Genomic DNA, 24976 nt, shown 5'->3' on the forward strand with positions numbered 1-24976 from the left:
GTCACGCTGGATGCGGAAACGCGGGTGATGGAGATTATGATCTGGCGATTACTGGTTTTACCGGTACTTCTTGTCCTGATGGTGTTAACTACCGCAGCCATTGGCTACCTTATTACCCGCGGCTGGTATGCTATAGCAAATGAACACTACAGGCTAAATCGGCAGCAATGGCAGCAACATGCTGCCGTTTGCATCAGACTTGCTGAACACCACTCACTTTTCCCGCTAGACAACGCGGCGCTGAAGATGATCGGGCTGGAGGGCGAAATGCCAGCGGCGAAGGATATCCCCCGTAAGCTGAGTATCGGGGAAGATGAGGAACAGGGATTGAGCCGCACTCAACAGACGATAAAGACGCTCATGGATCGGTTGGATATCAGCATGATCGATGACCGCTATGACAGGCCGGAGGTCTGGTTATATATACGTAATGCCAGTGACAGTATCAGCGAGGAGGTGGGAACGCTACTGCAACAGTCCTGCCCGGCGTTCAGTCAGTCAAACATCCAAATTCTCAGCGAGTTGCCGGAAAGAGCGCTGCTGGAGAAGTGGACTCTGAACCCATTTAGCGGATTTCGTCTGTTGATTGTGGCTGAACTTCATGCAGATAACGACGATGATTTTTGTGAATATGCGACAGCCTTGTTGTTTTCTCGCCGGAGATCCATACCTGATACCAGAATGCCCGTCTGGTGTTTCCGCAGCCTCAACAGTGAGCAACATAGGGTTGGAAAATACCTGAACGTTCTGTTCGCTGCTGAACAGATAAATCCCGCGGATCTGCGTCATATCTGGACCGGAAATCTGCAGGGAGAAAGCCTGAACCTGTTATCAGATGCTTTTACTGAGGTTGATACAGGTGTAAAAAGCCAACGCTGGCACAGTATGCGTCTGGCCGAAACCTGGACGCCGGGTTATCAGTGGCTGATGCTGGAATGGGGCGCTCGTGCAATACGCAACGGCCAGCGGGCACAACTTCTAGCTACACAACAGGTCAAAAACCAGCAGGTTAATCTGGCGTTGATAAGCGGTGAAACAAGGCCCCACACCGTTGATGACTGGGATCAGGATGGGGGGATTTTCGCAAACTTTAAATATATGTTGTATGTGCTATTGATGATGGGAGCTGAGGGGCTGGTTCTGTTTATTTCCCTTCGAAATGGAGGGTGGGCAGATGCCCGGGTCTCTGGCTGGTGGTTTATAGGCGGGCTGGCATTTATCATATTATTTGTGATGCTTATTATCGTTTTGGGCTTATATATCGGACGCTGCCACCAGCGCCTCATTGAGCGGTACTACGAGTATAAATAGCAGGAAGCTGATGGCGTTAACACCTTATGTAGCAGTCAAATTCAGTGTCCCACTACACCCATTTACAGACCAGATACCGGTCAATCAGAGCGGTACTGAGTGGACGCTGATGCTTTATGCTACCCTCATGGCCTGAACCATTACGGAGAGATGGCATGAAAAACCTCTACAAAACAGCCCTGGTCGCGATGACCCTACTCAGCGCCCCGGCGATGGCGGATAAAACCGGCGTGAGCTTCGAGCATAAAGACTGGGAGCTTGCCTGCGACAATACGCTGACCTGCCGCGCAGCAGGCTATGCGAAAGAAGAGGGCGAGGGAGGATCGGTGTTACTGAGCCGCGACGCCGGGCCTGATATCGCGCCAGCGGGCGAGGTGATACTGGCCGACACCGATGCGGATAAAGCGGCACCCGTGACGAAGCTAACCCTGTGGATCAACGGCCGATCGGTCGGCGAGCTGGCTTCGGTTAAAGATGAAGCGTGGCAGCTGTCGGCGTCCCAAATCCAGGCCGTTATCCGGGCCGTTAAGGGCAGCGCAAAAGTCGAATTCAGGGGCGGTGCTGCGCCTTTTATCCTCTCTGGCGAAGGGGCTTCAGCCGTCATGCTGAAAATGGATGAGGTGCAGGGGCGCATCGGTACGCCGGGTGCGCTGACCAAAAAGGGTGATAAGCCCGAAAGCAGCGTGTTACCCGCCGTTCCGGCACCGGTTATTCAGGCTGCGAGCGTCAGTAAAAGCCCCACTCGCCCGCTAACGGCAGCGGAAACCGCCCTCTTTAAACCTAAAATACGGGTGACGCTAAAGGGCAATGATTATTGCGACCGTCAGCAGCCCTCAGATGAGCGCAAGGACGATGCGGAGGACGACAGGCTCTCGGTGACGCCGCTGGATGACAGTCACGTTTTGGTATCCGCGCTCTGCTGGCGGGCCGCCTATAACGAAGGTTATGGCTACTGGGTGACGGATGCAAAACTGTCTGAACCTCCGGTGCTGGTGACTGACTCCGGCTCCGGATACGATAAAGGGGTGATTACTATGGCTCAGAAAGGCCGGGGTATCGGTGACTGCTGGAGTTCGGCAAGCTGGGTATGGGATGGAAAAGCATTCCGTCAAAGCCATATCGCCACCACCGGAATGTGCCGCTATATTCGCGGTGGGGGAACCTGGGATTTACCTACTCTGGTGACGGAAGTGAAAGCGGTGCGGTAAGCCCCCCTTTTCCCGGCCAGTAGCCAGTGCATGTTTATCTGGCTACTGACCGGGAAAATAGCGCTATAGCCTACTAATGAATATCACTCACATCAGCCGGTAACGTATCTGCGGCGACATCGATACCGGCTTTACAGTCCTCGAAAAAGTTATCGCTGTTGATTTTGCGCCACACGCCCCATTCTCCATCTGAACCCGGTATCACCCCCTGGGTTTGCCAGCCGTTTTCCCAGGCATCACCCTGATAGGTCACTTTCTGGCAGGGAGCAGCATAATTAACAGATGCAGACCATGCGGGGATTTTTACCGGTTCACCCTCAGAAATCGTCACCACTGCACCGGTTTTATCTACTGATTTAATGGTGATCAGCTTGCCTGAATAAGTGTCATATAAAGTCTTGCCCGGCATTAGCGGCGGGTCTTCACGACCGATGCTGCCTGGGGTGGTATTAATAATGACGTTATAGCTTTTCAACAGTTGGGGGTTAATTTCTCTGACAATAACGCCGTTAATGAACGGCGAATCGACAGGCCAGTTGCTGTTAAAGCCGCCAGGCTGACGATATTCCAGGGTCAGATAAGGGAAACTTTTATTGTTACGCGCGATACGTAAGCCCTGTTTACCCTCTTTATCATCAAGCAGGGGAGCAATTTTATAGGTGCCGTCGCCCACAATCGGGAATTGTTCGTCAGTTAACCAGCCTGCTTCATACATATAATTAACCGGGTACATCCGGCTGCCACCGCCCCCCATGGTGTCCGAGATATCATTACTCCCACCGTCTTTGCCACCGATCTTACAGCTGTCATCAATTTTAACGCCGGATTCAGTTGCAGGGCATTCAACCAGAATGTTTGAGTGAGCAAACCCCAGCGCATGTCCAAACTCGTGCGACCACACCCAGGGTTTGTGGCCGCTGGCATTAGAGGTCATAAATTTCCCCGGCGCATTTAATGAGGTAGGGAAAATGGCATTGGCAGCATATGAACACTTGCTGTTACTTGTATGCTCTACAATAACCATGTCGTAACTGGACGCGTCCACGCCCTCTTTTTTAGCAAGCTCAAGAGCTTTGTTCCGGTATTGAATGGAATCGCATTTCTCTCCAGGTGCACCGATATCAAGGTTATCAAGCGTTTTACCCTCTTTAAGGGTCAGCGCACCACGGGAGGCCAGTCTGATATAGTCGCTTAACGAACTATTGGGGCCATTTCCCCCGAAAAGTGCTTTCCTGATTGCATCTGTTGAGCTTTCTTTTTTACCCGTAAAATGGGTGTTTAATAACAGTATGTTCAGCGATCCCTTCATGCTTCTTCTGTGCGGTGAGTAATTTTTTAACGTCCATAGCCCGTTGGCGTCAGATCCTTTATTTAAGGCGAGTTTATTATTGTCATCGACGGAAAGTTCGCCATTACGCCCATAATCTTTTTGGATCTTACTGATTATAGAGTAATTGAAGACTGAGCGTGAATCTAAGGACCAGTATGTCTGTGAACTGTATGTACCGCTATTACAGGCACGCATATCAATGCTTTTTCCATCGGGTGAAGAGAAGAGACAGATCGTCGCCGGAAGCGCACTGTTTTTGATGGTATTGTACTGTAGTGAGGCGCGCGATATAAGCCACTTCTGTGACCCCGCACTGCTACACTGGTTAAAAACAATATTCTTATTATCACTCGCAAGGTCCATACATTTTTCCGGACCCGCTGATGTATTAGAAATTATGATACCGGCCTCTTCAGCGAAAGTATTTTCACTGATCAAACTGATAATAAGGGCGGGTGCTAGTAAAAGCAGTTTTTTTGTTGTTTTATGCATATTTATATCTCTCAGGGAAGATCAATGTGCAGTTCAGTTAATACTGCTCGTTTTCGACCATATATTTCCATGGGCAGGATATGTTGGATTAACCTCAGGCAGATCCCTGGCACGGGTAGGGAAACTGTCGCTGCCGGGAAGGTGAGTACAGTTTAATGTAGCGTGATTTACCCTGGGCACCTGCGTTATATTTATTGGTTATCCTGCTTATTCTAATTATAGAAGTAAGGACTATTACTTATTTCGCCGCCGTTACAAGGGTGGATTATTGAGGTTAGATAAAGCGACATCGCCTGTCTCCCGCAGCAGGGATACTTTCTGCCTGAAAACGGTGGCATTATCGGTACGAGTTACGGGCGTTTTATTCTCAACTTCTCACAACCCGCCAGCACGGGACGGAGCAGAAAATCATGAGTCAGTTATTCAGTCTGGAAAATAAACGCATTTTGGTCACCGGCGCAGCCCAGGGAATTGGCTTTATTATGGCGCGAGGCCTGGCCGCTCACGGCGCAGAGATCATTATCAACGGCACCTCGGCGGAGCGGGCAGAGAAAGCGGTTATACAGCTGCGCGAGGAGGGATACCGTGCGCACTCAGCGGTATTTGATGTCTCAGAGGCACCCGCGGTGGAGAAGGCCATACAGATGATCGAAAAGGATATCGGCCCGATAGACGTCCTGTTTAATAATGCGGGGATCCAGCGGCGGCATCCCTTTACTGAATTCCCGCTGGAGGAGTGGAATCAGATCATCGCCACCAATCAGACCGGTGTATTTGTGGTTTCACAGACCGTTGCTAAACGGATGATTGAACGCAGGGCCGGGAAGATTATCAATATCTGCTCAATGCAGAGCGAGCTGGGGCGCGACACCATCACCCCCTACGCGGCGGCTAAGGGCGCGGTCAAAATGCTGACGCGCGGCATGTGTACCGAGCTTGCCCGCTACAATATTCAGGTCAACGGTATTGCACCCGGCTACTTCGATACCCCGATGACCAAAGCGCTGGTGGAGAATACGGAATTTAGTGACTGGCTGTGCAAACGCACCCCGGCGGCGCGCTGGGGTGATCCGGAGGAGCTGGTTGGGGCCGCAGTGTTTCTCGCCTCAAATGCCTCGAACTTCGTCAACGGCCACCTGCTGTTTGTTGATGGCGGCATGCTGGCTGCGGTGTAGCTTATCCAGCGCGGCTACCGCAATTCGGGCCAGATAGTCCGCAGTTGGGTAGAGTGCGCGATCGTCCACGCGAAACTGTGGATGATGCAGTGCAAAGGGGCCACCCGAGCCAATCATCAAAAAGGCACCCGGCAGCCGTTGCAGGTAGAAAGCAAAATCTTCGCCTATCGGGCTGGCGGGCACCTCGCGGGGTTCAAACCCGGCTGCGGGGGCCAGCTCAAGTGCAAAATCGACCCACCCGCGATCGTTCACCACCGATGGCGGGCCGGGCTGCCAGTCCAGCACGATGCTGGCATCAAAGGTGGCGGCGACGCCGTCCAGAACCTGGCGCAGACGCCGCTCAATCAGCGTACGTGCCGTGGCGCTAAAGGTGCGAACCGTGCCCTCCAGCCAGGCGCCATCCGGGATCACATTCCAGGTACTGCCGCTGTGCACCTGCGTAATCGACAGCACGGCGGTCTCTTCCGGGGGCAGGTTGCGGCTGATCAGCGTTTGCAGCGTGCTAATCAGCTGACCGGCAATTACGATCGGGTCGTTGCCATCATGCGGTCGCGCGGCGTGGCTGCCTTTGGCGCTGATGGTAATGGCAAAGCGATCGACGGCGGCGGTGAGCGGACCTTCCCTGCTGCCCGCCACGCCAACCGGTAGCGTTGGGTCGTTATGAATACCGAAAATCACCCCAGCCTTATCCAGCGCGCCGGTAGCCAGCAGCGCCGATGCACCGTGACCCGTCTCTTCGGCGGCCTGGAACAGGATCCGCACCCGGCCAGGGAGCGAGGACTCCTTTTTCTTCAGCAAAATAGCCGCTCCCAGCGCCGCCGTAGCGTGAAAATCATGTCCGCAGGCGTGCATCACGCCTTTATTCAGTGAACGCCAGGGCACATCGGCCTGCTCCTCAATCGGTAATGCGTCAATATCGGCGCGCAGCACCACCAGCGGGCCATCCACATTGCCCACTTCTGCCACCAGGCCCGTTTCCAGCGGCAGGTCCAGAACGCGGATCTGCCGCTCCGTCAGCGCCGCGCGCAGGCGGGCCGTGGTTTCAAACTCCTGGCGAGACAGCTCGGGGTGACGATGAAGCTCCTGGCGCAGGGCCTGGAGTGAATCGGCGAGCGGCTGATGCTGTGGGGATATCTTCATAGCGATCTCTTCTGGCTGAACGGTCGGGATCATCATGCCGCCGGGGCAGAGAGCAGGGCAAGGCATAAATGCCCTTAGTAATTATTCATATAAGTTCCTGCTAATTAACACAAAAAGAGGGCGTATTCTTCTATGGCCGATTACCCGCTCTTAACGGTGTCGCGCCGTTTTGTTTCGTGAGACGTCTCACCGAATCCGCGCTGTCAGCTTTACAGCCAGACGGCGGGTCAACATAGTGTCATCCCGGTGCTGGCTGGTAACCTTTCTGGAGCGACATATGCACGATGCGTCAAGATCCTCCCACAGCGTCAGTTTATCTGCGCTTCTGGCTCGTAAGGACTGGGAAAGCCCGGGTGTTACCCAGCTTCATCGCCTGCCCGCGCACCCGCCTTTTGCCAGCTGGCGAGAGGCCGCGGCCGCCCGCGATGAAGATGAAAGCCCCAGCCTGTGCAGGCTCAGCGGTGACTGGACGTTCAGCTATTTTCACAGCCCTTATCAGGTGCCGGACGCCTGGATTGCGGGCGATCTTGCAGACGCTGCGACAATCCCGGTACCCGCTAACTGGCAGCTGCACGGCTATGATGCGCCGATCTACACCAATATAAACTACCCCATTGCGGGATCCCCGCCAGCGGTGCCGGACGAGAATCCCACCGGCTGTTACTCGCTCAGCTTTCAGGTCTCCGCCAGCTGGCTGGAGAAAGGCAGCACGCGCGTTATCTTTGAGGGTGTTAGCTCGGCTTTTCATCTGTGGTGCAACGGCGTCTGGGTAGGCTATTCACAGGACAGCCGGCTACCGGCCGAATTCGATCTCAGCAGGCTGCTGAAAGCCGGAGAGAACCGGCTGGCGGTGATGGTGCTGCGATGGAGCGACGGCACCTGGCTGGAGGATCAGGATATGTGGCGAATGAGCGGCATATTTCGCGACGTCTGGCTGCTGCATAAACCGGTGACCTGGCTGGCTGATTTTCATCTGCAAACCGATCTTAACGCTGACTTCTCTGCCGCCAGTCTGGTGGCGAATATCCAGCTTGCCGGGGAGGAGGTGGCGGCAAGCCGCATTACCCTTCAGCTGTGGTGGCAGCAGGTACTGGTGGGAGAGTGCAGCGTCCGACCCGGCAGCGCCGTGATAGATGAGCGCGGTCACTACGCCGAGCGGGCCGAACTCAAGCTGCCTGTCGAGCAGCCGCGCTTATGGAGTGCCGAAATGCCGCACCTCTATCGGGCGGTGATCCTGCTGACCGATGCTGAGGGTAATCTGCTGGAGGCAGAAGCCTGCGACGTCGGCTTTCGCCAGGTGCGCATTGAACAGGGCCTGTTAACGCTTAACGGCCAGCCGCTGTTGATTCGCGGCACTAACCGTCACGAGCATCATCCTGAACGCGGCCAGGTGATGGATCCTGAGACCATGGTCCAGGATATCCGCCTGATGAAGCAGAATAATTTCAACGCGGTACGCTGCTCACACTACCCTAACCACCCGCTCTGGTATCGCCTGTGCGATCGCTACGGACTGTACGTGGTGGATGAGGCGAATATTGAAACCCACGGCATGCAGCCGATGAGCCGTTTGTCGGATGATGTGGCCTGGTTCCCGGCCATGAGCGAGCGGGTGACGCGAATGGTGCAGCGCGATCGCAACCACCCCTGCATCATTATCTGGTCGCTCGGCAACGAGTCCGGGCACGGTGCCACGCAGGACGCGCTCTACCGCTGGGTCAAAGCAGCGGACCCCACCCGTCCGGTACAGTATGAAGGAGGCGGGGCCAATACCGCCGCCACGGATATCCTCTGCCCCATGTACGCCAGGGTTGATAAGGATCAGCCTTTTCCCCAGGTGCCGAAGTGGTCGATTAAGAAATGGCTCAGCCTGCCGGGAGAAACCCGGCCGCTGATCCTCTGTGAATACGCACATGCGATGGGAAATAGCCTCGGCGGTTTTCATACCTACTGGCAGGCATTCCGTCAGTATCCGCGCTTGCAGGGCGGCTTTGTCTGGGACTGGGTCGATCAGTCCCTGCTAAAACGGGAGGCTGACGGCCAGCAATGGTTTGCCTACGGCGGGGACTTTGGTGATAAGCCGAACGATCGCCAGTTCTGCATGAACGGTCTGCTGTTTGCCGATCGCACGCCGCACCCCTCGCTGTATGAAGCAAAGCGCGCGCAGCAGTTTTATCAGTTCAGACTCATTGCCCACGCGCCGCTGGTGATTGAGATCGAAAGCGAATATCTGTTTCGCCACAGTGATAATGAACGGCTGCGCTGGCAGGTTTGCGCTGAGGGTGTGGTGCTGGAGCAGGGGGAGCAGGCGCTGGCACTTCTGCCACGGGGAAAATGTCAGCTAACGCTGAACCCGGAGACGCTTCGCCTCCCTGTGCCACCAGGCGGGCCGAGGAAGGGGCAGGTCTGGCTTAACGTTGAGGTGCTACAGCCCCGGGCGACGCCCTGGTCAGAGGCAGGGCACAGCGTAGCGCGTGAGCAGTGGCGGCTGCCCGTGGCCCACTCTGTCGCTCGTCTGCCGGATAGACGGGGCGTGGAAGGGCCGGTGCTGTCGCTCACCGATGCGTGCATTGTGGTGACTTATCAGGATCAGCGCTGGGAGTTCGACCGCCTGCGCGGTGAGCTTACCCAGTGGTGGAAAGCGGATCGCCCGGCCTTTATTACCCCGCTGCGCGATAACTTTATCCGGGCCGCGATCGATAATGATATCGGCATCAGCGAGGTCGATCGTATCGATCCTGGGGCGTGGTCCGAACGCTGGAAGGCCGCCGGGTATTGGGAGATGCAGGCGGCGCTGCTGAGCTGTAGCGCCGACAGGCTTCAGGACGAGGTGATTGTCCGCACTGAACACGCGTGGAAACACCGGGAAAACACGCTGTTTGTCAGCCGCAAATGCTGGCGTATCGACCGCCTCGGCGAGCTGCATATCGCCGTGGACGTAGAGGTGACCTTCGGCGTGCCTTATCCACCGCGCATTGGCCTAAGCTGCCAGCTTGCGCGGCATGGAGAGCAGGAAAAGCAGGAAGATTGGATGGAGCCGGGAGGGCAGGTGGAGTGGCTGGGCAGAGGCCCGCATGAAAACTATCCCGATCGCCAGCTCGCTGCCGACTGGGGCCTGTGGCGGCAGCCGCTGGATAACATGCATACGCCGTATGTTCGCCCCTGTGAAAACGGCCTGCGCTGCGACACCCGGATGCTGCGCTTTGGGGCGCATCGGCTGAGCGGCCATTTCCACTTCAATATTGGCCGCTTCAGCCCCCGGCAGCTGGATATCACCACGCACCGGCATCTGCTCACACCCGAGGAGGGGTACTGGCTGAATATTGATGGTTTTCATATGGGCGTCGGCGGGGATGACTCCTGGAGCCCCAGCGTAGCCCCGGCGTTTCTGCTTAAGGAGAGCGGTTATCGCTATCAGTTTAGCTGGCGACGGGACGATGCCGAACCTGTTTAAGTACGGCCAGCCGAATGCATATCTATTATTCCGCCATAATGCTGGCGGCCAGCTGGGCGCTGCTGGGGGTATTGCCAATCAGTTCGGTCAGCAAATTATTCACCCCGTCGCTCATGGCGGTGAAGTGGGTATGCGGCGAGCGCGTGATAACAATAAATACCCCGACGCTGTACTGCGGCACCATGGCTATATAGGTAATAAAGCCGCCGCCGCCGCCGGTTTTCTGGATAATGCCCGGCCTGCCATCTTCAGGAGCCATATAGACCCAGCCCATGCCGAGCGCAGTGGCTTTACCCGGTACGTCCATACCCTCGACTTTCGCCAGCTGGCTGCGCTGATAAATCATGGTCTGGATGCGATCCGCCTGTGCGGTGCGCGGGCTGAGATCGGAAGAGAGGAACTGCTGCATCCAGCGGCCCATATCGTCCGGGGTAGAGTAAATACCGCCGCTGCCGATGGCCGCCAGGGTATTGATACAGGGGCTGGCGCCTTTTTCTGCCACCATCAGCCTGCGGCACTGTTCCGGGGAGGGCGTAAAGGTGGTGTCTTTCATCCCCAGCGGACGGGTGATCTCGCGCTGAAGCAGGGTCGGGTAGGGAACGCCCGCTGCCCGGGAGAGAGCATCGCCCAGTAGATCAAACCCCAGGTTGGAGTAGGATGCCTGCGTGCCGGGAGCCGCTTTTAACTGTGCGCTGTTGAGCCAGTGCCAGCGCTGGCTGTAGGTGGGCCAGACAAACACCGGACGATTGGCCTTACCGCCTGGCTGTTCGCGCGGCAGACCGCTGGTATGGGTGGCAAGGTTAATCAGATGGATAGTTTGTCCGGCACCAAAGGGCACATGGCTGCCGGCGGGCGCGTATTTACTGAGCGGATCGTTAAGCCGTACCACTCCCTGTTCGGAAAGCTTTACCAGCAGTTCACTGGTCATCAGCTTGGTCAGCGAAGCGATGCGAATAACCGAATCTTTTTGCGGGCGCACGCTGCTGCCGGGCCGAATGGCCCCCTTACTGGCAAACACCCGCTGATTGGCATCAATCGCCACCATCGCCATGCCGGTGGCTTTGGTATTATAGAAAATATTATCAGCGTAGCGGTCTACAATGCGGGAGGCCAGCAGCGGATCGGGCGCGGGGCCTGCCGCCAGGCTGTAAAGAGGAAGTGCGGTAGCGGCAAGCGCCAGCAGTCGGTGAATCAGATATTTCAACGTGCGTACATCCATCAGAATCAGCCTGTGAGGGCTCATAGTCTAATCTGTTTTGCATCGGCATAAAAAGATATATGGCCTCTTTTTTAGCAAAATGAGTACCGATATTAATGAATGTTAAACGCGGGGGAAGTGCCAATGCTTCCGCCCGCTATGACGATTAAAACACCTGCGGTTTACGCCCTGGCGGTGTAATGCGTATCGGCCAGTTTGAAGATACTGATAGCCTGGGAGAGCTGTACGGCCTGTTCCTGTAGTGAATGGGCCGCCGAAGCAGACTCCTGCACCAGCGAGGCGTTCTGCTGGGTCACCTGATCCATTTGGGTGATGGCCATATTGATCTCATCAATGCCGGTGCTCTGTTCATTGCTGGCAATCGAGATTTCACCCATGATTTCCGTCACGCTTTTCACGCTGGCCAGCACTTCCTGCATGGTTGAGCCCGCTTTGGCAACCTGCTTGCCGCCTTCATCTACTTTTGAAACCGAGTCCTCAATCAGCTGGGCGATCTCTTTTGCTGCCGACGCCGACCGCTGTGCCAGGCTGCGCACCTCTGCCGCTACCACGGCAAAACCGCGACCCTGTTCGCCCGCGCGGGCCGCTTCCACCGCCGCATTGAGCGCCAGGATATTGGTCTGGAAAGCAATGCCATCAATGACGCTGATGATATCGACGATTTTCCGCGATGAGCCATTAATCATATCCATGGTGGTGACCACCTGATTAACCGCTGCGCCGCTTTGCACCGCTACGCGTGAGGCCTGAGCCGCCAGCTCATTCGCCTGGCGGGCGTTGTCCGCGTTCTGCTTAACGGTTGAAGTCATCTGCTCCATCGCCGAGGCCGTCTCTTCCAGCGAGCTGGCCTGCTGCTCGGTGCGGGAGGAGAGATCCATATTACCGTTGGAGATCTCGCTGGAGGCGGTAGCAATCAGGTCCGTGCCGTTGCGCACTTCCGTCACGATGCGCAGCAGATTATCGTTCATGTTTTTCAGCGCCATCATCAGCTGACCGGTTTCATCGCGTGAGGCGGCCTTGAACACCGTACGCAGATCGCCAGCTGCAACATTTTCCGCCACCTTTACCGCATCACGCAGCGGCAGCACGATAGAACGGGTCAGGACATAACCGAGGATCATCGCCGCAATAACCGCGATGCAGGAGAAAATCAGGGTAATGGTAATTGCCATTGAACCTTCGGAGAGGGCAATGGTGCCTTCACCCTGTAGCTGCTGCGACTGGGACTGGGCAAATTTTTGCGCCAGTTCCAGATAGGTATTCTGTACCGAGGTGATTTTTAACAGCACATACTCTGCCGCTGCATCCTGATTGCCACTCTTTATTAGCGTAATCAGCGCGGCTTTAGACTGTTCAAACGTGGCGGCGGCTTCCTGTACCGCCTGGATTTTTTTCTTTCCTCCCGGCGTGACCTGAATTTTAACCAGGCCTTCGATCGCTTCGTTGGTTCTCCGGGTGGCATTATCAAGCTGGGTAAAGCGTTTTACGTTGAACTGTGGCCGGGTGGTATCAATCACCATACCGCGCAGATATTTAATCTGTTCGTTGACCCCATCGCGCACGTCAAACGCCAGTCGGACTTTGATATAGCGATCGTTAACAATACTTTCGACCGCTTTATTAATATTGCCAATTTTTACCGTAGCAGTAACGCTCACAATTATTAAAAGCATCACAATAAGACTAAAGGCTCCGCCGAGGCGAGCTCCGACTTTCATATTGCTGAATAGTGCCATGACGTTGTTCCCTATCGAAACTAAAAGGTTATCAATACCAAAAGGTTGGGTTCGGCAGGGCGCGATCATCAGCAAGTGATGCAGGGATTATCATTCTTCTCACGCCCAGGCCTTCTACATCGGCATAACATCAGAAAACTTCACCATAATCTCGTCCTGGCGGAGGTCGTCAGGTCTGGGGACTGGGTTCAATCTGCAGGCTGACCAGGCCGATGCCCAGCTTGCGGGCTGCAAAACCATCCACCGCGCCTTCCGTTGTCTCTTCGGGCGTAGGAGCCAGGATCTCAAGGGTGCGGGCCTGGGAGGGATTACTGAAATGCAGCTGTATGCGGGTGTCGCGGGTGCCCAGCGTCACCTGCTGCGATACCCCGCCGACCCGGAGGGTAAAGGGCTGACGGGCATTGGCACCAAAAGCCCGCGCGGTCAGCGTCAGCGTGAACTCAGCAGGCAAGGGAGTCAGATACTCAATGCTGACTGCGGGCATGAGGTTAGCATCGGACCAGCGTCCGCCCCAGGGTTCGATATAGGAGAGCCCCGTGACCTTCAGCACCTGCTTTGGCAGCCCCGGCAGAGCAAACAGGATGCGGTCTGAGGTATATTTCAGCGCATCATCAGCGATGCGCAGGCGGGTCACCGCCTGCTGATAGCGCGCGTCACTGCTGTTGCCCACGCCGCGGAAAGCGACCTTGCCCAGCGTTGAGCCGGAGGCGATTTGGGCTATCTCAGGGGGCGAACTTAAGGTGCCGTCCGCCACGCACAGACGGGTATTCAGCTCCAGCTTCTCGTCCCAGACGTCTCCCATTTTGTAGCAGCGGTCTACCCAGACAAATTTCTCATCCGGGGCGAATGCGGCAAGTTGCTGTTTAAGCGGCGTGGCCAGGTAAACGTCAAATTTTGGCTCAATTTTATCGGCTTTTACCGAGAGCAGCAGCGGCAGCTTGAAGTGTACGCCGGAGAAGCTAAAGGTATTTTTATCGGTATCAATTCTGTAATCCGAGATAGCCCGCGGGAAATTCCACAGCTTAATGACGTCCGGTTTCCACTGATTTATTTTTTCCTTCACGTTCAGATAAACGGCTGAGAGGGACGTTGACGAGAGGCTGCTGCGCCCCAGGCCTATATAGTTATCACCGCCCATCGCATCCAGCACGGTGGCACCATTATCCAGCGTGCTGCGCTTCACCGTTATGGTTTTGCCGGTGGTCTCGCTGCCGCGCAGCATAAAGAACAGATCGCTACGGGGATGCTGGTTGAGGTATTTAAAGGCGGTATTGTTCATTGCCAGGTGATCCGAGCTGACCACAATAATTGTATTTTTGAAATAAGGGGTCGCCTGGATGCGGGCGATTAACCGGGCAATATGTTCCTGACTACAGGCCACGGCGGCGAAGGACCTGTTGGCTTTTCCCTCCCACGGGTAGCTCTTACGCTGGCAGCTACGGGAAATAAAGCCGTCAGGATGGTGCGTGTCCACCGTCAGAGCAAACAGCGAAAAGGGCTGGTTTTGCTTCGCCAGCGCCAGGTACTTGTCGAACACCACATCCATCAGCGTGTCGTCATACCAGCCCCAGTCGTTGCGGTAGCGGGCATCGCTGACCACGCTTTTCAGTTCGTCAAAGCCATAAAGATGATCGAAGCCGTGGGAGGAGAGGAACAGATCCTTACCGGCAAAGCTCAGGCTGGCACCCTGGTAGAAATAGTTCTGGTAGCCGGAGGCTTTGAGAATATCGCCCAGGCAGACGTTTTGCGGATAAAAGGTTGAGAGCGCGCTGGAGGCGTTGCCGTCAAAGGGGGCAAACAGCGGAATGCCACACTGCGAGGCCACCATACCAGCAATGGTGTATTCGGTGCCGGGAAGCTGCGCGGTGTTACTGAAATCAACGGCGCTGTTTTTTATGCGGCTCAGCTCCGGGGCCAGCCCGGGAAACGCCTTTTCATCCAGGTAGGTGCGCTCCAGGCTCTCGGCATAGATGTAGACCAGATTGGGTTTGCTGCCGCTGATGCGCGTATGCGGAACTTTATACCAGGCGTAAAAATCGGCGCTGCTTTTGCCCGCCTGTGACTTGATCAGGCTGGAAACCTGCTGATACGCCGGGGTGGTTTGAATTGAAGCCAGCGCCAGGATAACGGCCAGCAGGCTGTACAGCAGGCTGTGGCGATGCCCCTTTCGCAGGCGTAGTACCCATAATAAAACGAGAAACAGGCCTGCCAGGCCCGCAATCAGCCCGACGGCGGGCAGAACGTATTTGCTGATGCCCGCCCCGCTCAGGCTGCTGGTAATGGTGTAGATCACCGCATCATTAATGCCTTCACCCGTAAAGTAGTTACTTGCCACCAGTGAGGCATTAAGAATGATATAGATGCCCAGCAACAAGGCAATCACCGACAGCCAGATTCTGTTTCTGCCGCCTTTCCACGCATAGAGCGCGACAGAAGCAATAAAGAGTATCAGTGAAACCATTTCTGAACTCATGGGCGGTGGGTATCCTTAACTGGCGCGATCGACGCCTGATGCTGTGGAAAGTGGGTAAGTGGCAGGTCCTGGCGTAATTTAGCGCAGCGAAATATCCCTGGCAATACGCCCTCTGCGGGGGGAAAAGCGTCAGATACCCCGGCTGATGGTTTATTGTTTAGGCTTCGTTTAACTTAGCGGGTTTGTCGGGCGGGCGGGCTTAACATTAAGGCATCAGAAAAGGAGAGTTTCGCGCATAAAATAGTATTAAAATCAATTAACTAATACCTTTCCACAAATAGGGTAGTCTGGATAAGTTAAAGAAATATTATGAAATATTCTACCGACATAAAAGCAAAGAAGATGCCAAAAATCAGATTTACTTCACATCCTTAGGAGGCGATGACAAAACCTTGCGTTTTTGACACAAAATGTTCAGAGGTATGTGCAAATGATTCTGTTGACACATTTACTTAACATTTTAAGCTAATTAAATCGCCTGACAGGTCGTTTATGTCCATTAGCTGTAACACTTCTCACGCTACTATCTTCGGCGGATTGGTTTGGTAATATTTCACAGGGCTACATAATGTTAATAAACATGCGCGTTTTAACCCGAGCCATTGCGCTGGGGCTGGCAGTTGGCAGTGCATCTTTTGCGGCACACGCAGAAATAACCCTTATTAAGCAGGATCCGAAGGCGGGTGACCCACTCAGCCGTCTGAACTTTACCGTTGGCGGCAGTATCCGTCCACAGTTCAACAACCTGACCGGTGACGACGGTAAAAACGCTTACAAGCGTAACGGCTTTGACGGCGGCACACGTTTTCGCTTCCTGGCCGATTACTATCTGTTTGATGATATCAGCTGGGTAGGCTATTACGAACTGGGTGTGAATATTCCGGCGGTATTTGACTGGGATAACCACCATGCCGACGGCGCACACGATACCAGCCGTCGTATGCTTTATACCGGTTTCCAGAGCAAAACCTGGGGTAAACTGACTTTCGGCCAGCAGAACAGCGTCTATTACGACGTAGTAGGTTCTAAAACCGACGTCTGGGATTACGATATGCTCGCTCAGGCACCTGGCAACGGTATTAACGGCGACTACGATGGTTCGTACCGCTCACGTAAGATGCTGAAATATAAAAATACCTATGGCGCAGCGGATGTCTATGCCTCTTATCTGTTCGCCGATAACGAGTATCTGCCGGGCAACGGCCTGCGCTATAAGCGTCAGGGCGGCGGCTCGCTGGGCGTGGATTATCACCTGACGAAAGATGTGACCTGGGGCGCGGCATGGAACTATACCGATGCCGAAATGCGTAACCCAGCGAACAACGGGTCAAAATCCTATAACCAGAATATTTACGGCACCTCCATCAGCTGGAAGCCGGATAGCTGGACCTTCTCGTTTGGCGGCGGTTACTACCAGAACTTCCTGACCACCCATAAAAAGGATGTGAACAACTACTTCGCCGGTGACGCGTGGGGTATTGAATACATGGCGGGTTATACCATTCCGGTGGGCCAGTATGGTCTGAAGACCTTTATGCCTTACGTGATGGGCGACCGCCTGGAGTACGTTAACGATCGCGACTATCTACGCATCGACAACGGCGTTGGCGTCACCTTCCAGCTGGATTACGGCTTCCGTGTTGACTACGAACACGTATTCACCTCCAGCACCGACAACCTGGGTGATATGAACCTGGTACGCCTGCGCTACGACTTCTAAGCGCTTTTTACGTCCTCCGGCCCGCCCTGGAGGACATTTATGCCAGCCATCACAACCAAAACCTCAGGCTACCTCGCTGCTGGCGGGATCACAGCTCGCCGGTGACGTACTGCGCGTTGCCGTTGCCGAAGCTCCAGTCCCCTTTGGCATTGGTGATAAAGCTGATCATCACGTCGCTTCCGGCAATACCGCAGCTCTCCTGCAATTCGCGATACAGCTCCTTCATAAAAAACTGCTTCTGTTCGTCGCTGCGTGGGCTGGTAAAGACTCTGACCATCACCAGATTGTCGGTGCGCGTCAGGCCAAGGCCCGTATCCTCAAAAACCATCTGGTAAGCTTTGTTCTCGTGAACAATCTGGTAGCGATCGCGCGCGGGGACCTGAAAGGCGGTTAATACGGCGCGGTGGGCCGCATCCAGCAGCGTTTTCATCTCAGATTCGGAGCGACCCTGAATCACATCAAATTGAAGTAAAGGCATAAATTCCCCTTAGCAGCGTTAAAAAGTAGGATTGTCGGTTAGTCATCAAGCCCGTATTTAGGGCCGTTCCGGCCGGTAAAAAACGCGATTGTTAAAAAGATTATTTTCTCCGATGAACAATAGCAATAAAAACGCTAATTTAGAACGTTATTCATGAACAAAACTGTTCTTTGAAAGGTGAGTAGTCATAAGCCAGCCTCCGGCATGACAACAGGAGTGGCATTCCGGGCTTTAGCGTGGGTATCGCACAGTGAGTACCTTGTTTAAAGCACTCTACATCCTGCTACTGAAAATACGCTCATGTGGATACCGGTAAACACAGGGGCATTTATACCGAAATATGGTGTTCACAAAACATAGATAATCGTTTGTATTTATTACTAATGTCACAGCAATTTTACCCTTAAGGTCTTACATGAAAGATAGAAAATAAAAAGCGCTAAGCCAAATTATTTCCAACGAAAATCATATGATGAGTTTTTTCTTAAGAGATACGATATCATTAAATATTGCGTGGGCAATTTGGAGGGAGGTTACCAGCGGGTTGTGAAACAAAATTAATGTTATCATTAATGGGTTTGATATGGACACTTCCCCTATCGAAATATATTTATATTATAAAATATAAACTTTGAAGGTGGGCGAAGGCTCTTGCTGGAAAATCGAGCTGTAAATGGTTACGGTGAAATAATAATGCTATTAATAAAGTATGACATATTTTCCTGGCTGGCCATATAAAATATGCAAGGATGCTGCATTTTGAAAGAAATGACCTATTTATTAAAATATCTCCTGGAGATAGCAGGTAATATTAACGATTCATTTTTATGGCGATCATCCGAATGAGGGTGATACATCATATTTAACACTAAAAACCCAATGCTTACAGAAAGGTAATAATGAATATTGCAGGTGCTCTGGAAAAAAATGCAGTTATACAAAATAGGAGTCCGGAAAACTTCGGGGAAAAGAGAGGGAGGGAAACCAGTAAAGAAGTGTTGGGTCCGATACAGGTAAAAAATTCTGTTTGTAACCTGTCAAAAACACCAAAAAATCCCGAAAAACAGGCTAATGACGTTACAGCTGCCTTAAACGCTGAGCTTACTACCACCCTGGAAAGAATGAAGAAAAACGGTGGTCCAGAGTTGAAGCGTCCGAATTATCGGGACATGACGGAAGTGCAAAGAGAGATTTATGTATCAAGAATAAAATATAATCAATTAGAGAGTGTAAGGAAAATCGCTGACGACAAAGAAGAGGCAAGAGTAGCTGCTGAGCTGGAGGCTCAAGCGAAACAAAAGGCGATTGAAGCCGAGGCTGCGGCTGCGGCTGCGGCTGCGGCGAGCAGAGTACGAGTTCCCCTGAAACTTGACGCGAAGGGCATTCCACTGCCTCCACCGCCGCCACCTCCTGTGGATAAGTTGCCGCAGAAATCACCCACTTCAATCAATGCCCGTGTGCCGGGTAAAAGTAACCCAACTGGGCCAGCAGATAATTTCGTTCAGAAGCAATTGATTGATGAACTCAAAAACAAACTACTGCTAAGGCGAGCCGACGAAGCTAACATTACGGATAAAAACACGACTGCCCCGCTACTGATGACCACAACCGATCAGCCACTTCCTGAATGGAAAAAAGAACTTGCTGAAGGTATATTGTCATATGCCCGTGACGCGGATCTACGTAAAGCTAGAGACGCTAAAGAAGAGGTAAGACTGGCCAGGAGGCTTAAGGAGGAAGAGGAAAAACGCCAGAGTGAAGCGCGACAAAAGGCCGCTGAGGCTGCGAAGGCTGCGAAGGATGTTGAAGTGAGAAACGCACTAATTCAACGGGACGAAAGAGGCGTTCCTTTACCGCCTCCTCTACCAGCTTATAAGTAAAACATACAGTACCAGCAGTTTTACCCACTGGCTTCGGGTGGCCTTTGCAGAACCCAAAGGCGATCGCATTCGCAAAAGAAAACGCTAGTTTCATTTTCCTGTTTTATGAAAAATAAATATCCATTATGATCGCACCCATCATTTGTTCCTAACCGGAGAAATTATGTCTGCCGTTCCCAGTCTGGAGATCCTGCAGGAGCAGGAAAAGCGTGTACGTCTGAATCATTTTGGTTTTGGTAGTGCCTGGACACTCGGACTGGCCATCCGCAACCGGGCCGCCAGTGAAAATATGCCGGTTGCCATTGAGGTGTATGCCTTTGGCCAGGTGCTGTTCAGCGCTGCCTTATCCGGGTCGAGCATAGAAAACATGGAATGGGTCGCCCGCAAGCGCAATACCACCCTGCGCAATGGCCGCGCCTCACTCTATACCGGTCTGCTTAATGAGGCCGCTGGTAAGCGGATGGATGAGATGACGTTTATCGATCAGCAGCGCTACACCGATCACGGCGGCAGCGTGCCTTTACTCCTGGTTGGCGGCGGCATTATCGGGGCCGTTACCGTCAGCGGACTGCCCGCGCATGAGGATCACGCACTGGCGCTGTGGGGTATTGAGCAAATTTTGTAACCTGTTTAAAGGCGACAGACCCGGCTGATGCGCTACCTTTTAATGATGTAAAACCGACATTTAAGGAGCCATTTGTGAAGTCTGACACCCGTTATGGTCTGATTGCCGTTGATAAGCAGGGCAGCAATGTCCTGTTTCTCAACCCTGAAACCTTTGCCGTCGAGCGTGAGCTTAACGCCTTCCCGCCCCGTCCACACGAGCTGTTAATCCTGCCGAAACAGCATAAGGCCTATGTCCCGATCTTCGGTGACGGTATTCACGGCGATAATCCTCATCCGGGCCACAAGATCGCGGTAATCGATCTGCGTCAACGCGAGCTGACGGGTTTTATCGACGTTAGTCCACAGGAATCACCGCACACGGCGCGCCTGGGACAGGATGGCTATGTCTATCAGTGCTGTGAAAACAGCGCAGCGATTCTGGTCATCGATCCTGAGAGCGATACCATTATCAACAGGATCGCGGTACCGTCGCACAATGCTCATCGCTTAACGATCCTCCCTTCCGGCCAGAAGCTGTTTACCGATAACGAAGAGGATGGGACTATCACCGTGGTTGAGCTGGCAGAGGGACAGGGGAAGGTGATTGAAAATATCGCCATGCCCGGCTCCGTCAACGGTATTGCCGCTTCGCCGGTATCGCCTTATATCGTGGCAACGGATGGCGATTGCCCCCTGCTGCACGTACTGGACGCACAAAGCCACCGTCTATTGCAGACGCTGACCCTTACCGGCCATCAGAAGGCCAGCCAGCTGGTGCGCTTTAGCGAGGATGGTTCGCTGCTGGTGGTCATTGGCGATCAGGAGCCGGTAATCAGCCTGTTTGATGGCAAATTTAATCCGCTGGGGCAGGTCGCGGTGGGGCATAAGCCGATGGATGGCTGCTTCAGCCCGGATAACCGCATGCTGCTGATTGCTAACGAGGATGACGGTACGCTGAGCGTGATAGATATCGCCAGCCTGAAGGTGATCGCCACTCCGTCAGTAGGGAAGGGGTGTGAAGTGCTCAGCTATTTTCGTTTACCTGACTGAGAGAGAGAATGAGCGACATCACGGAGCACGACATCACCGATATTCTGGCTTCCGGCTTGAGGGTAGTCTTCTGCGGTATCAATCCCGGCAAGTCGTCGGCGCATAAAGGCTTCCATTTTGCCCACGGCGGAAATCGCTTCTGGAAAACGATCTGGCAGGCTGGGTTTACTCCGGTGCAGCTGAAACCGGAGGAGGAGCATAAGCTGCTGGAGAGCCGCTGTGGCATTACCATGCTGGTTGAGCGACCCACCCGGGAAGCCACGGAGCTATCCCGCCTGGAGCTGCGTGACGGGGGCCTTGCGCTGCAGGAGAAAATCGCTCACTTCCAGCCGGACGCGCTGGCCGTGCTGGGTAAGCAGGCCTGGCAACAGGCGTCTGGCGTCAGTAAGGTCGCGTGGGGCCGACAGCCGCACCGTATGGGCGTGACGGAGGTCTGGGTGCTGCCCAATCCCAGCGGCTTGAATCGCGCCTCACAGGATGAGCTGTCGGCCGCCTACCGCGAGCTGGAGCGTTCACTGGCTGAACGGGGCCTGTGAGCAAATGCAGCCATAAAATAGCCCCTGCCGGGAGGCAGAGGCTTTTTTAGCGGCTTAACGACAATTAATCGTCGGGGAAGCTGCGCAGCACTTTTGCCCTCACGCGCCGTGAATACGTTGGTTCACGACCCAAATCCGGCATAAATGTTTTTTGAGTGGGGGTGATACTTTTTCGGGAATTGTATGCGAAACCCCTGTTGTCCGAACAGGTTAACACGGCTTACCCTAAATCCATCGCCACCTGGGGAAACCGATATCAATGGACATGATGCTTAAAACAGCGGCTCGGCCTTCTGGCTATGAAAACTTCATAAAGGATTAAAAGCCAAGCTTTTCACAAAGTTCAATTATTTTTAGCTGAATATCAGGGGATCCACATTTCTTATAAATGTTGTTCTCAGCTTTATTTATTAGAACCAAACGGCATAATATGTCAAAAAGCTTATTCAAATAAAAAAAACCAATTTTTGTATTGTCTACGCTCTCAGCGAGGTCTTTATTATAAATTATTGTTATATCGCGTGGTGATTTTTTTATTATTGAAAATAAATTATATCTATCAAAGATATAACCCACCCCCCTGATATTTGATATTAAATCAAATACACCTATTTTTTTTAGCTTCTTCCTTAAGCTAAAAATCAATTGGAACAAATTATCCTCAAGATTACACTTTTTATCCCACAGGGTGGAAGTGATTGATTCATGTGTCAAGCATTTGGATTTATTGTCAATGAAAATCAGCAGTAATGCCATTTCTTTATTTGTTAGATCGGTGGATAATCCATATTTACAAATAAATGATTTATTTTCTAATTTTATCTCAAACATAACATCTCCCTGTTATTTTGTATCATATGACATGATAAAGAAGAAAAAATTTCACGCATCCACGCGTCAAATTTAAATTTTGAGGAGGAAGTATCTTCTCCGGTTAAGCTTTGCTTAGTTCGTAAGTCATATATCAACAGGTGACATTTTTATCGAGTTAAAATTTTACTTCCACACCTAAAGTGTTATATTTTATTAAAAATTATTTCTAAGATTCTTGTTTTACATTAAATTTGATCCCATGCGTGTTTTTAAAAAAGGAAGTGACAACATGTAAATTATTAGTGTTTTTTATGTAAATGAATTTATTTAACAACAGCATATTCGTACCTCCTGCACTAACAAGGACTAATGTTAGCAGGGGGGAGGCTACGCCCCCGCTAAATTTAAGAAGAGTAACGCTGAACGCCATGTTAACTCCCCTGAAAATAATCTATAAAAATAACATTTAATCTATAGTCAGTAGAATTTTTATCGGAGTAGGCGTTATTGATAATTAATCTATCAGGAGTATTTATTTTGCTGCATGTTGGCTGGAATATTTCCAGATTGGATGCCAATATGACTCAAGCAACTCATCAACAGCTTGTTTCCCCTCGATCATAAAATCAATTTCAGAAAGATAGCCGGGATACATATTATCGGAACCTATGAGATAAAGTTCATCATCTATAATCGTTATTTTTGCATGGTTCCCTGGCGCTGGAGTAACTTTAGGATAGAAAAAACCTGAAGCATGGATAAGGGCCATAGCGGAACTACCAATATTCCCTTTTGATGGTGGTTGCACAGTTAGGGGGGGGCTTTTAAGTGTAGCCGTATACGAATTTTCAGGTGCATCGGGCCATTTATAATTAACACCTTCTAATTGGTGGTTTTTATCAACTTTATCTGTGAAATATAATGGCGCTATCTTTATTCGGGTAAGCGCGCTTGCTATTTTTGCATCAGGATCCGGAATCAGTTCATCTGTTTCAACATCATGAGTCATATAATAACGAAATAAATCCATAGTTCTTTGCGAACCCGATCCAAAAGAGTACTGGTCTCCTGAAGATCCAGCTGATGCATCAAGTGGTGATACTATAACCTGCACTTCTAACTCAGGATTAGCTAACAGAGCTTCAATTAACCAAATACAAACGTGGTGCTCTTTCCAATTATTTTTCCATGCACTGATTAGATCCTGTTGAGACATTCTAATGATTTTTTTAGCCCCTTTAATAAGGGTTTCTTTCATAACTTCTGCTCCAATTTTAAAATCATCATCATTATTAGGACCAGTCCAGTATTTACCTAAACAAAGCACCCTGTCAGCTAATCTATACTCATTAATATTTGCATAAGTACTGTAAGGCTGAGGAAGTTCAAATAAGGGCGCTTTAAAGTCATCTACATTTGCATCTTTGCGATAACTAACATCACCTGTCAGATTATCATGCACAGTAAAGTTTTGATGTAATTTGATAAGGTAATCCCAGCGTTGGTGCAATGTATGATAACCTTTAGTGCCTTGTGCTAATGGATCGGCTATCTGTGATGAGGTTACATCTCTCCAGGTTAATTTATGTGTATCCAGGAAATTTTTAGAGAGTAAATCCCTCCCACAGCGCCAAAGTTCATTAAGGTATAGTTGAGAACCTAATGCGGCTTGACCATGAATGACAGCTGAAATGTCATGTACAGGAGGATAGCTAGTAAACAAATCCATTTTCAAATTGTGACCGCCTGCCAGTGTCTCAGATCCATCAATAGCAATTACTTTTACATGGTTCCAGGTCATTTTGGTATTGTCTTCAGAATCTAATATTTCATCTGAAATTAATTTACTCGTTAATGCGCTGATAATTCCAGCGCCAATACGGGAGAAAATACCAATATAAATTTCTGGGGCAACTTCCCAGTCTTGAGAACGATCCCGAACTAAACGAAGCAATGATGCCTGGAAATCAATCAAGTCATCAGCTGGGAATAGAAGGTCGTAAGGTGTGTTTCCGAATAAAAAGCGGAATTGTACTGGGTGTGTTCTCCCCTTTTTTTGTGACAAACAGACATCCATTGAACGTAAAATTATTTTACCCCATTCAGGATCAGGGCTGTGCAACGAAGTGACATCACAGCGATAAACTGCTTTTTGAATGATTTCCTCAATTGAACGTTCAAAATCATCTTTTCTTTTAATCGATTGATCCATTATTTGTTGATTAAATGGAAGTCCAAAAATATGAGGGGTATCTATCAATCTGATATAGTTAGGAAGCGTAGTCTCGTTATTAAACAGACCAAGCGCGTTCAACTTTACCTTTACGTCTTCAATAAAGCTCATGTTAATTCCCT

The 24976-nt window shown here is 51.8% G+C and carries 17 protein-coding genes; 9 read left to right on the forward strand and 8 right to left on the reverse strand.

Annotation, left to right across the window (positions count from 1 at the left end; all coding sequences use genetic code 11):
• Nucleotides 1–24: 24 nt before the first annotated feature.
• Together AC4PCC_RS02645 and AC4PCC_RS02650 are read left to right on the forward strand one after the other, a co-directional pair.
• On the forward strand, nt 25–1311 hold the full coding sequence (locus AC4PCC_RS02645; RefSeq protein WP_492126296.1) for a hypothetical protein: 1287 nt from the start codon (nt 25–27) through the stop codon (nt 1309–1311).
• Between the two features lie 155 nt (nt 1312–1466).
• On the forward strand, nt 1467–2519 hold the full coding sequence (locus tag AC4PCC_RS02650; protein WP_492126297.1) for a DUF1176 domain-containing protein: 1053 nt from the start codon (nt 1467–1469) through the stop codon (nt 2517–2519).
• Between the two features lie 73 nt (nt 2520–2592).
• Here the strand turns inward: AC4PCC_RS02650 and AC4PCC_RS02655 are convergent, their stop codons facing one another.
• Nucleotides 2593–4341, reverse strand: coding sequence for a hypothetical protein (locus tag AC4PCC_RS02655; RefSeq protein WP_492126298.1), 1749 nt, complete (start codon nt 4339–4341; stop codon nt 2593–2595).
• A 410-nt stretch (nt 4342–4751) separates the two neighbouring features.
• Between AC4PCC_RS02655 and idnO the strand changes: the two genes are divergently transcribed.
• The gene (gene idnO / locus AC4PCC_RS02660; protein ID WP_067706131.1) at nt 4752–5516 is read left to right on the forward strand and encodes a gluconate 5-dehydrogenase; all 765 of its coding nucleotides are present in this window, start codon (nt 4752–4754) and stop codon (nt 5514–5516) included.
• Here idnO and AC4PCC_RS02665 read toward each other — a convergent pair.
• Nucleotides 5448–6656 carry an amidohydrolase gene (locus AC4PCC_RS02665; protein ID WP_492126299.1) on the reverse strand — a complete coding sequence of 403 codons (1209 nt, stop codon included), beginning with the start codon at nt 6654–6656 and terminating at the stop codon, nt 5448–5450. The genes idnO and AC4PCC_RS02665 overlap by 69 nt on opposite strands.
• A 277-nt stretch (nt 6657–6933) precedes the next feature.
• Here AC4PCC_RS02665 and AC4PCC_RS02670 point away from each other — a divergent pair, with 277 nt between their 5' ends.
• Nucleotides 6934–10110, forward strand: coding sequence for a beta-galactosidase (locus AC4PCC_RS02670; protein WP_492126300.1), 3177 nt, complete (start codon nt 6934–6936; stop codon nt 10108–10110).
• A gap of 25 nt (nt 10111–10135) precedes the next feature.
• Here AC4PCC_RS02670 and ampH read toward each other — a convergent pair whose 3' ends face one another.
• The 3 genes from ampH to opgB form a co-directional block, all read right to left on the reverse strand.
• Nucleotides 10136–11329, reverse strand: a complete 1194-nt coding sequence (gene ampH / locus AC4PCC_RS02675; protein WP_492127442.1) for a D-alanyl-D-alanine-carboxypeptidase/endopeptidase AmpH — start codon at nt 11327–11329, stop codon at nt 10136–10138.
• 161 nt (nt 11330–11490) lie between these two features.
• Nucleotides 11491–13065 carry a methyl-accepting chemotaxis protein gene (locus AC4PCC_RS02680; protein ID WP_492126301.1) on the reverse strand — a complete coding sequence of 525 codons (1575 nt, stop codon included), beginning with the start codon at nt 13063–13065 and terminating at the stop codon, nt 11491–11493.
• 169 nt (nt 13066–13234) lie between these two features.
• Nucleotides 13235–15538, reverse strand: coding sequence for a phosphatidylglycerol--membrane-oligosaccharide glycerophosphotransferase (gene opgB, locus AC4PCC_RS02685; RefSeq protein WP_492126302.1), 2304 nt, complete (start codon nt 15536–15538; stop codon nt 13235–13237).
• A 568-nt stretch (nt 15539–16106) separates the two neighbouring features.
• Between opgB and AC4PCC_RS02690 the strand changes: the two genes are divergently transcribed.
• Nucleotides 16107–17258 (forward strand): porin, encoded by a 1152-nt coding sequence (locus AC4PCC_RS02690; RefSeq protein ID WP_492126303.1) that lies wholly within the window; start codon nt 16107–16109, stop codon nt 17256–17258.
• An 88-nt stretch (nt 17259–17346) separates the two neighbouring features.
• Here AC4PCC_RS02690 and AC4PCC_RS02695 read toward each other — a convergent pair whose 3' ends face one another.
• Complete coding sequence (locus AC4PCC_RS02695; RefSeq protein ID WP_492126304.1) at nt 17347–17736, reverse strand: tautomerase family protein; 390 nt, start codon at nt 17734–17736, stop codon at nt 17347–17349.
• Nucleotides 17737–18635: 899 nt separating this feature from the next.
• On the opposite strand from AC4PCC_RS02695, the gene AC4PCC_RS02700 reads away from it, so the two are divergent.
• The 4 genes from AC4PCC_RS02700 (at nt 18636) to mug (ending at nt 21808) form a co-directional block, all read left to right on the forward strand.
• A complete protein-coding gene (locus AC4PCC_RS02700) occupies nt 18636–19616 on the forward strand; it encodes a hypothetical protein (RefSeq protein ID WP_492126305.1) in 981 nt (326 codons plus the stop codon).
• Nucleotides 19617–19779: 163 nt separating this feature from the next.
• Nucleotides 19780–20241 (forward strand): heme-degrading domain-containing protein, encoded by a 462-nt coding sequence (locus AC4PCC_RS02705; protein WP_492126306.1) that lies wholly within the window; start codon nt 19780–19782, stop codon nt 20239–20241.
• Nucleotides 20242–20315: 74 nt separating this feature from the next.
• Nucleotides 20316–21272, forward strand: coding sequence for a beta-propeller fold lactonase family protein (locus tag AC4PCC_RS02710; protein WP_492126307.1), 957 nt, complete (start codon nt 20316–20318; stop codon nt 21270–21272).
• An 8-nt stretch (nt 21273–21280) separates the two neighbouring features.
• A complete protein-coding gene (gene mug, locus AC4PCC_RS02715; protein WP_492126308.1) occupies nt 21281–21808 on the forward strand; it encodes a G/U mismatch-specific DNA glycosylase in 528 nt (175 codons plus the stop codon).
• A gap of 318 nt (nt 21809–22126) precedes the next feature.
• Here mug and AC4PCC_RS02720 read toward each other — a convergent pair whose 3' ends face one another.
• On the reverse strand, nt 22127–22639 hold the full coding sequence (locus tag AC4PCC_RS02720; RefSeq protein ID WP_492126309.1) for a helix-turn-helix domain-containing protein: 513 nt from the start codon (nt 22637–22639) through the stop codon (nt 22127–22129).
• Nucleotides 22640–23153: 514 nt separating this feature from the next.
• Nucleotides 23154–24965: a phospholipase D-like domain-containing protein gene (locus tag AC4PCC_RS02725; protein ID WP_492126310.1), complete on the reverse strand. Its 1812-nt coding sequence runs from the start codon at nt 24963–24965 to the stop codon at nt 23154–23156.
• Nucleotides 24966–24976 lie beyond the last annotated feature (11 nt).

The sequence above is a fragment of the Erwinia sp. L03-1 genome (assembly GCF_058686115.1).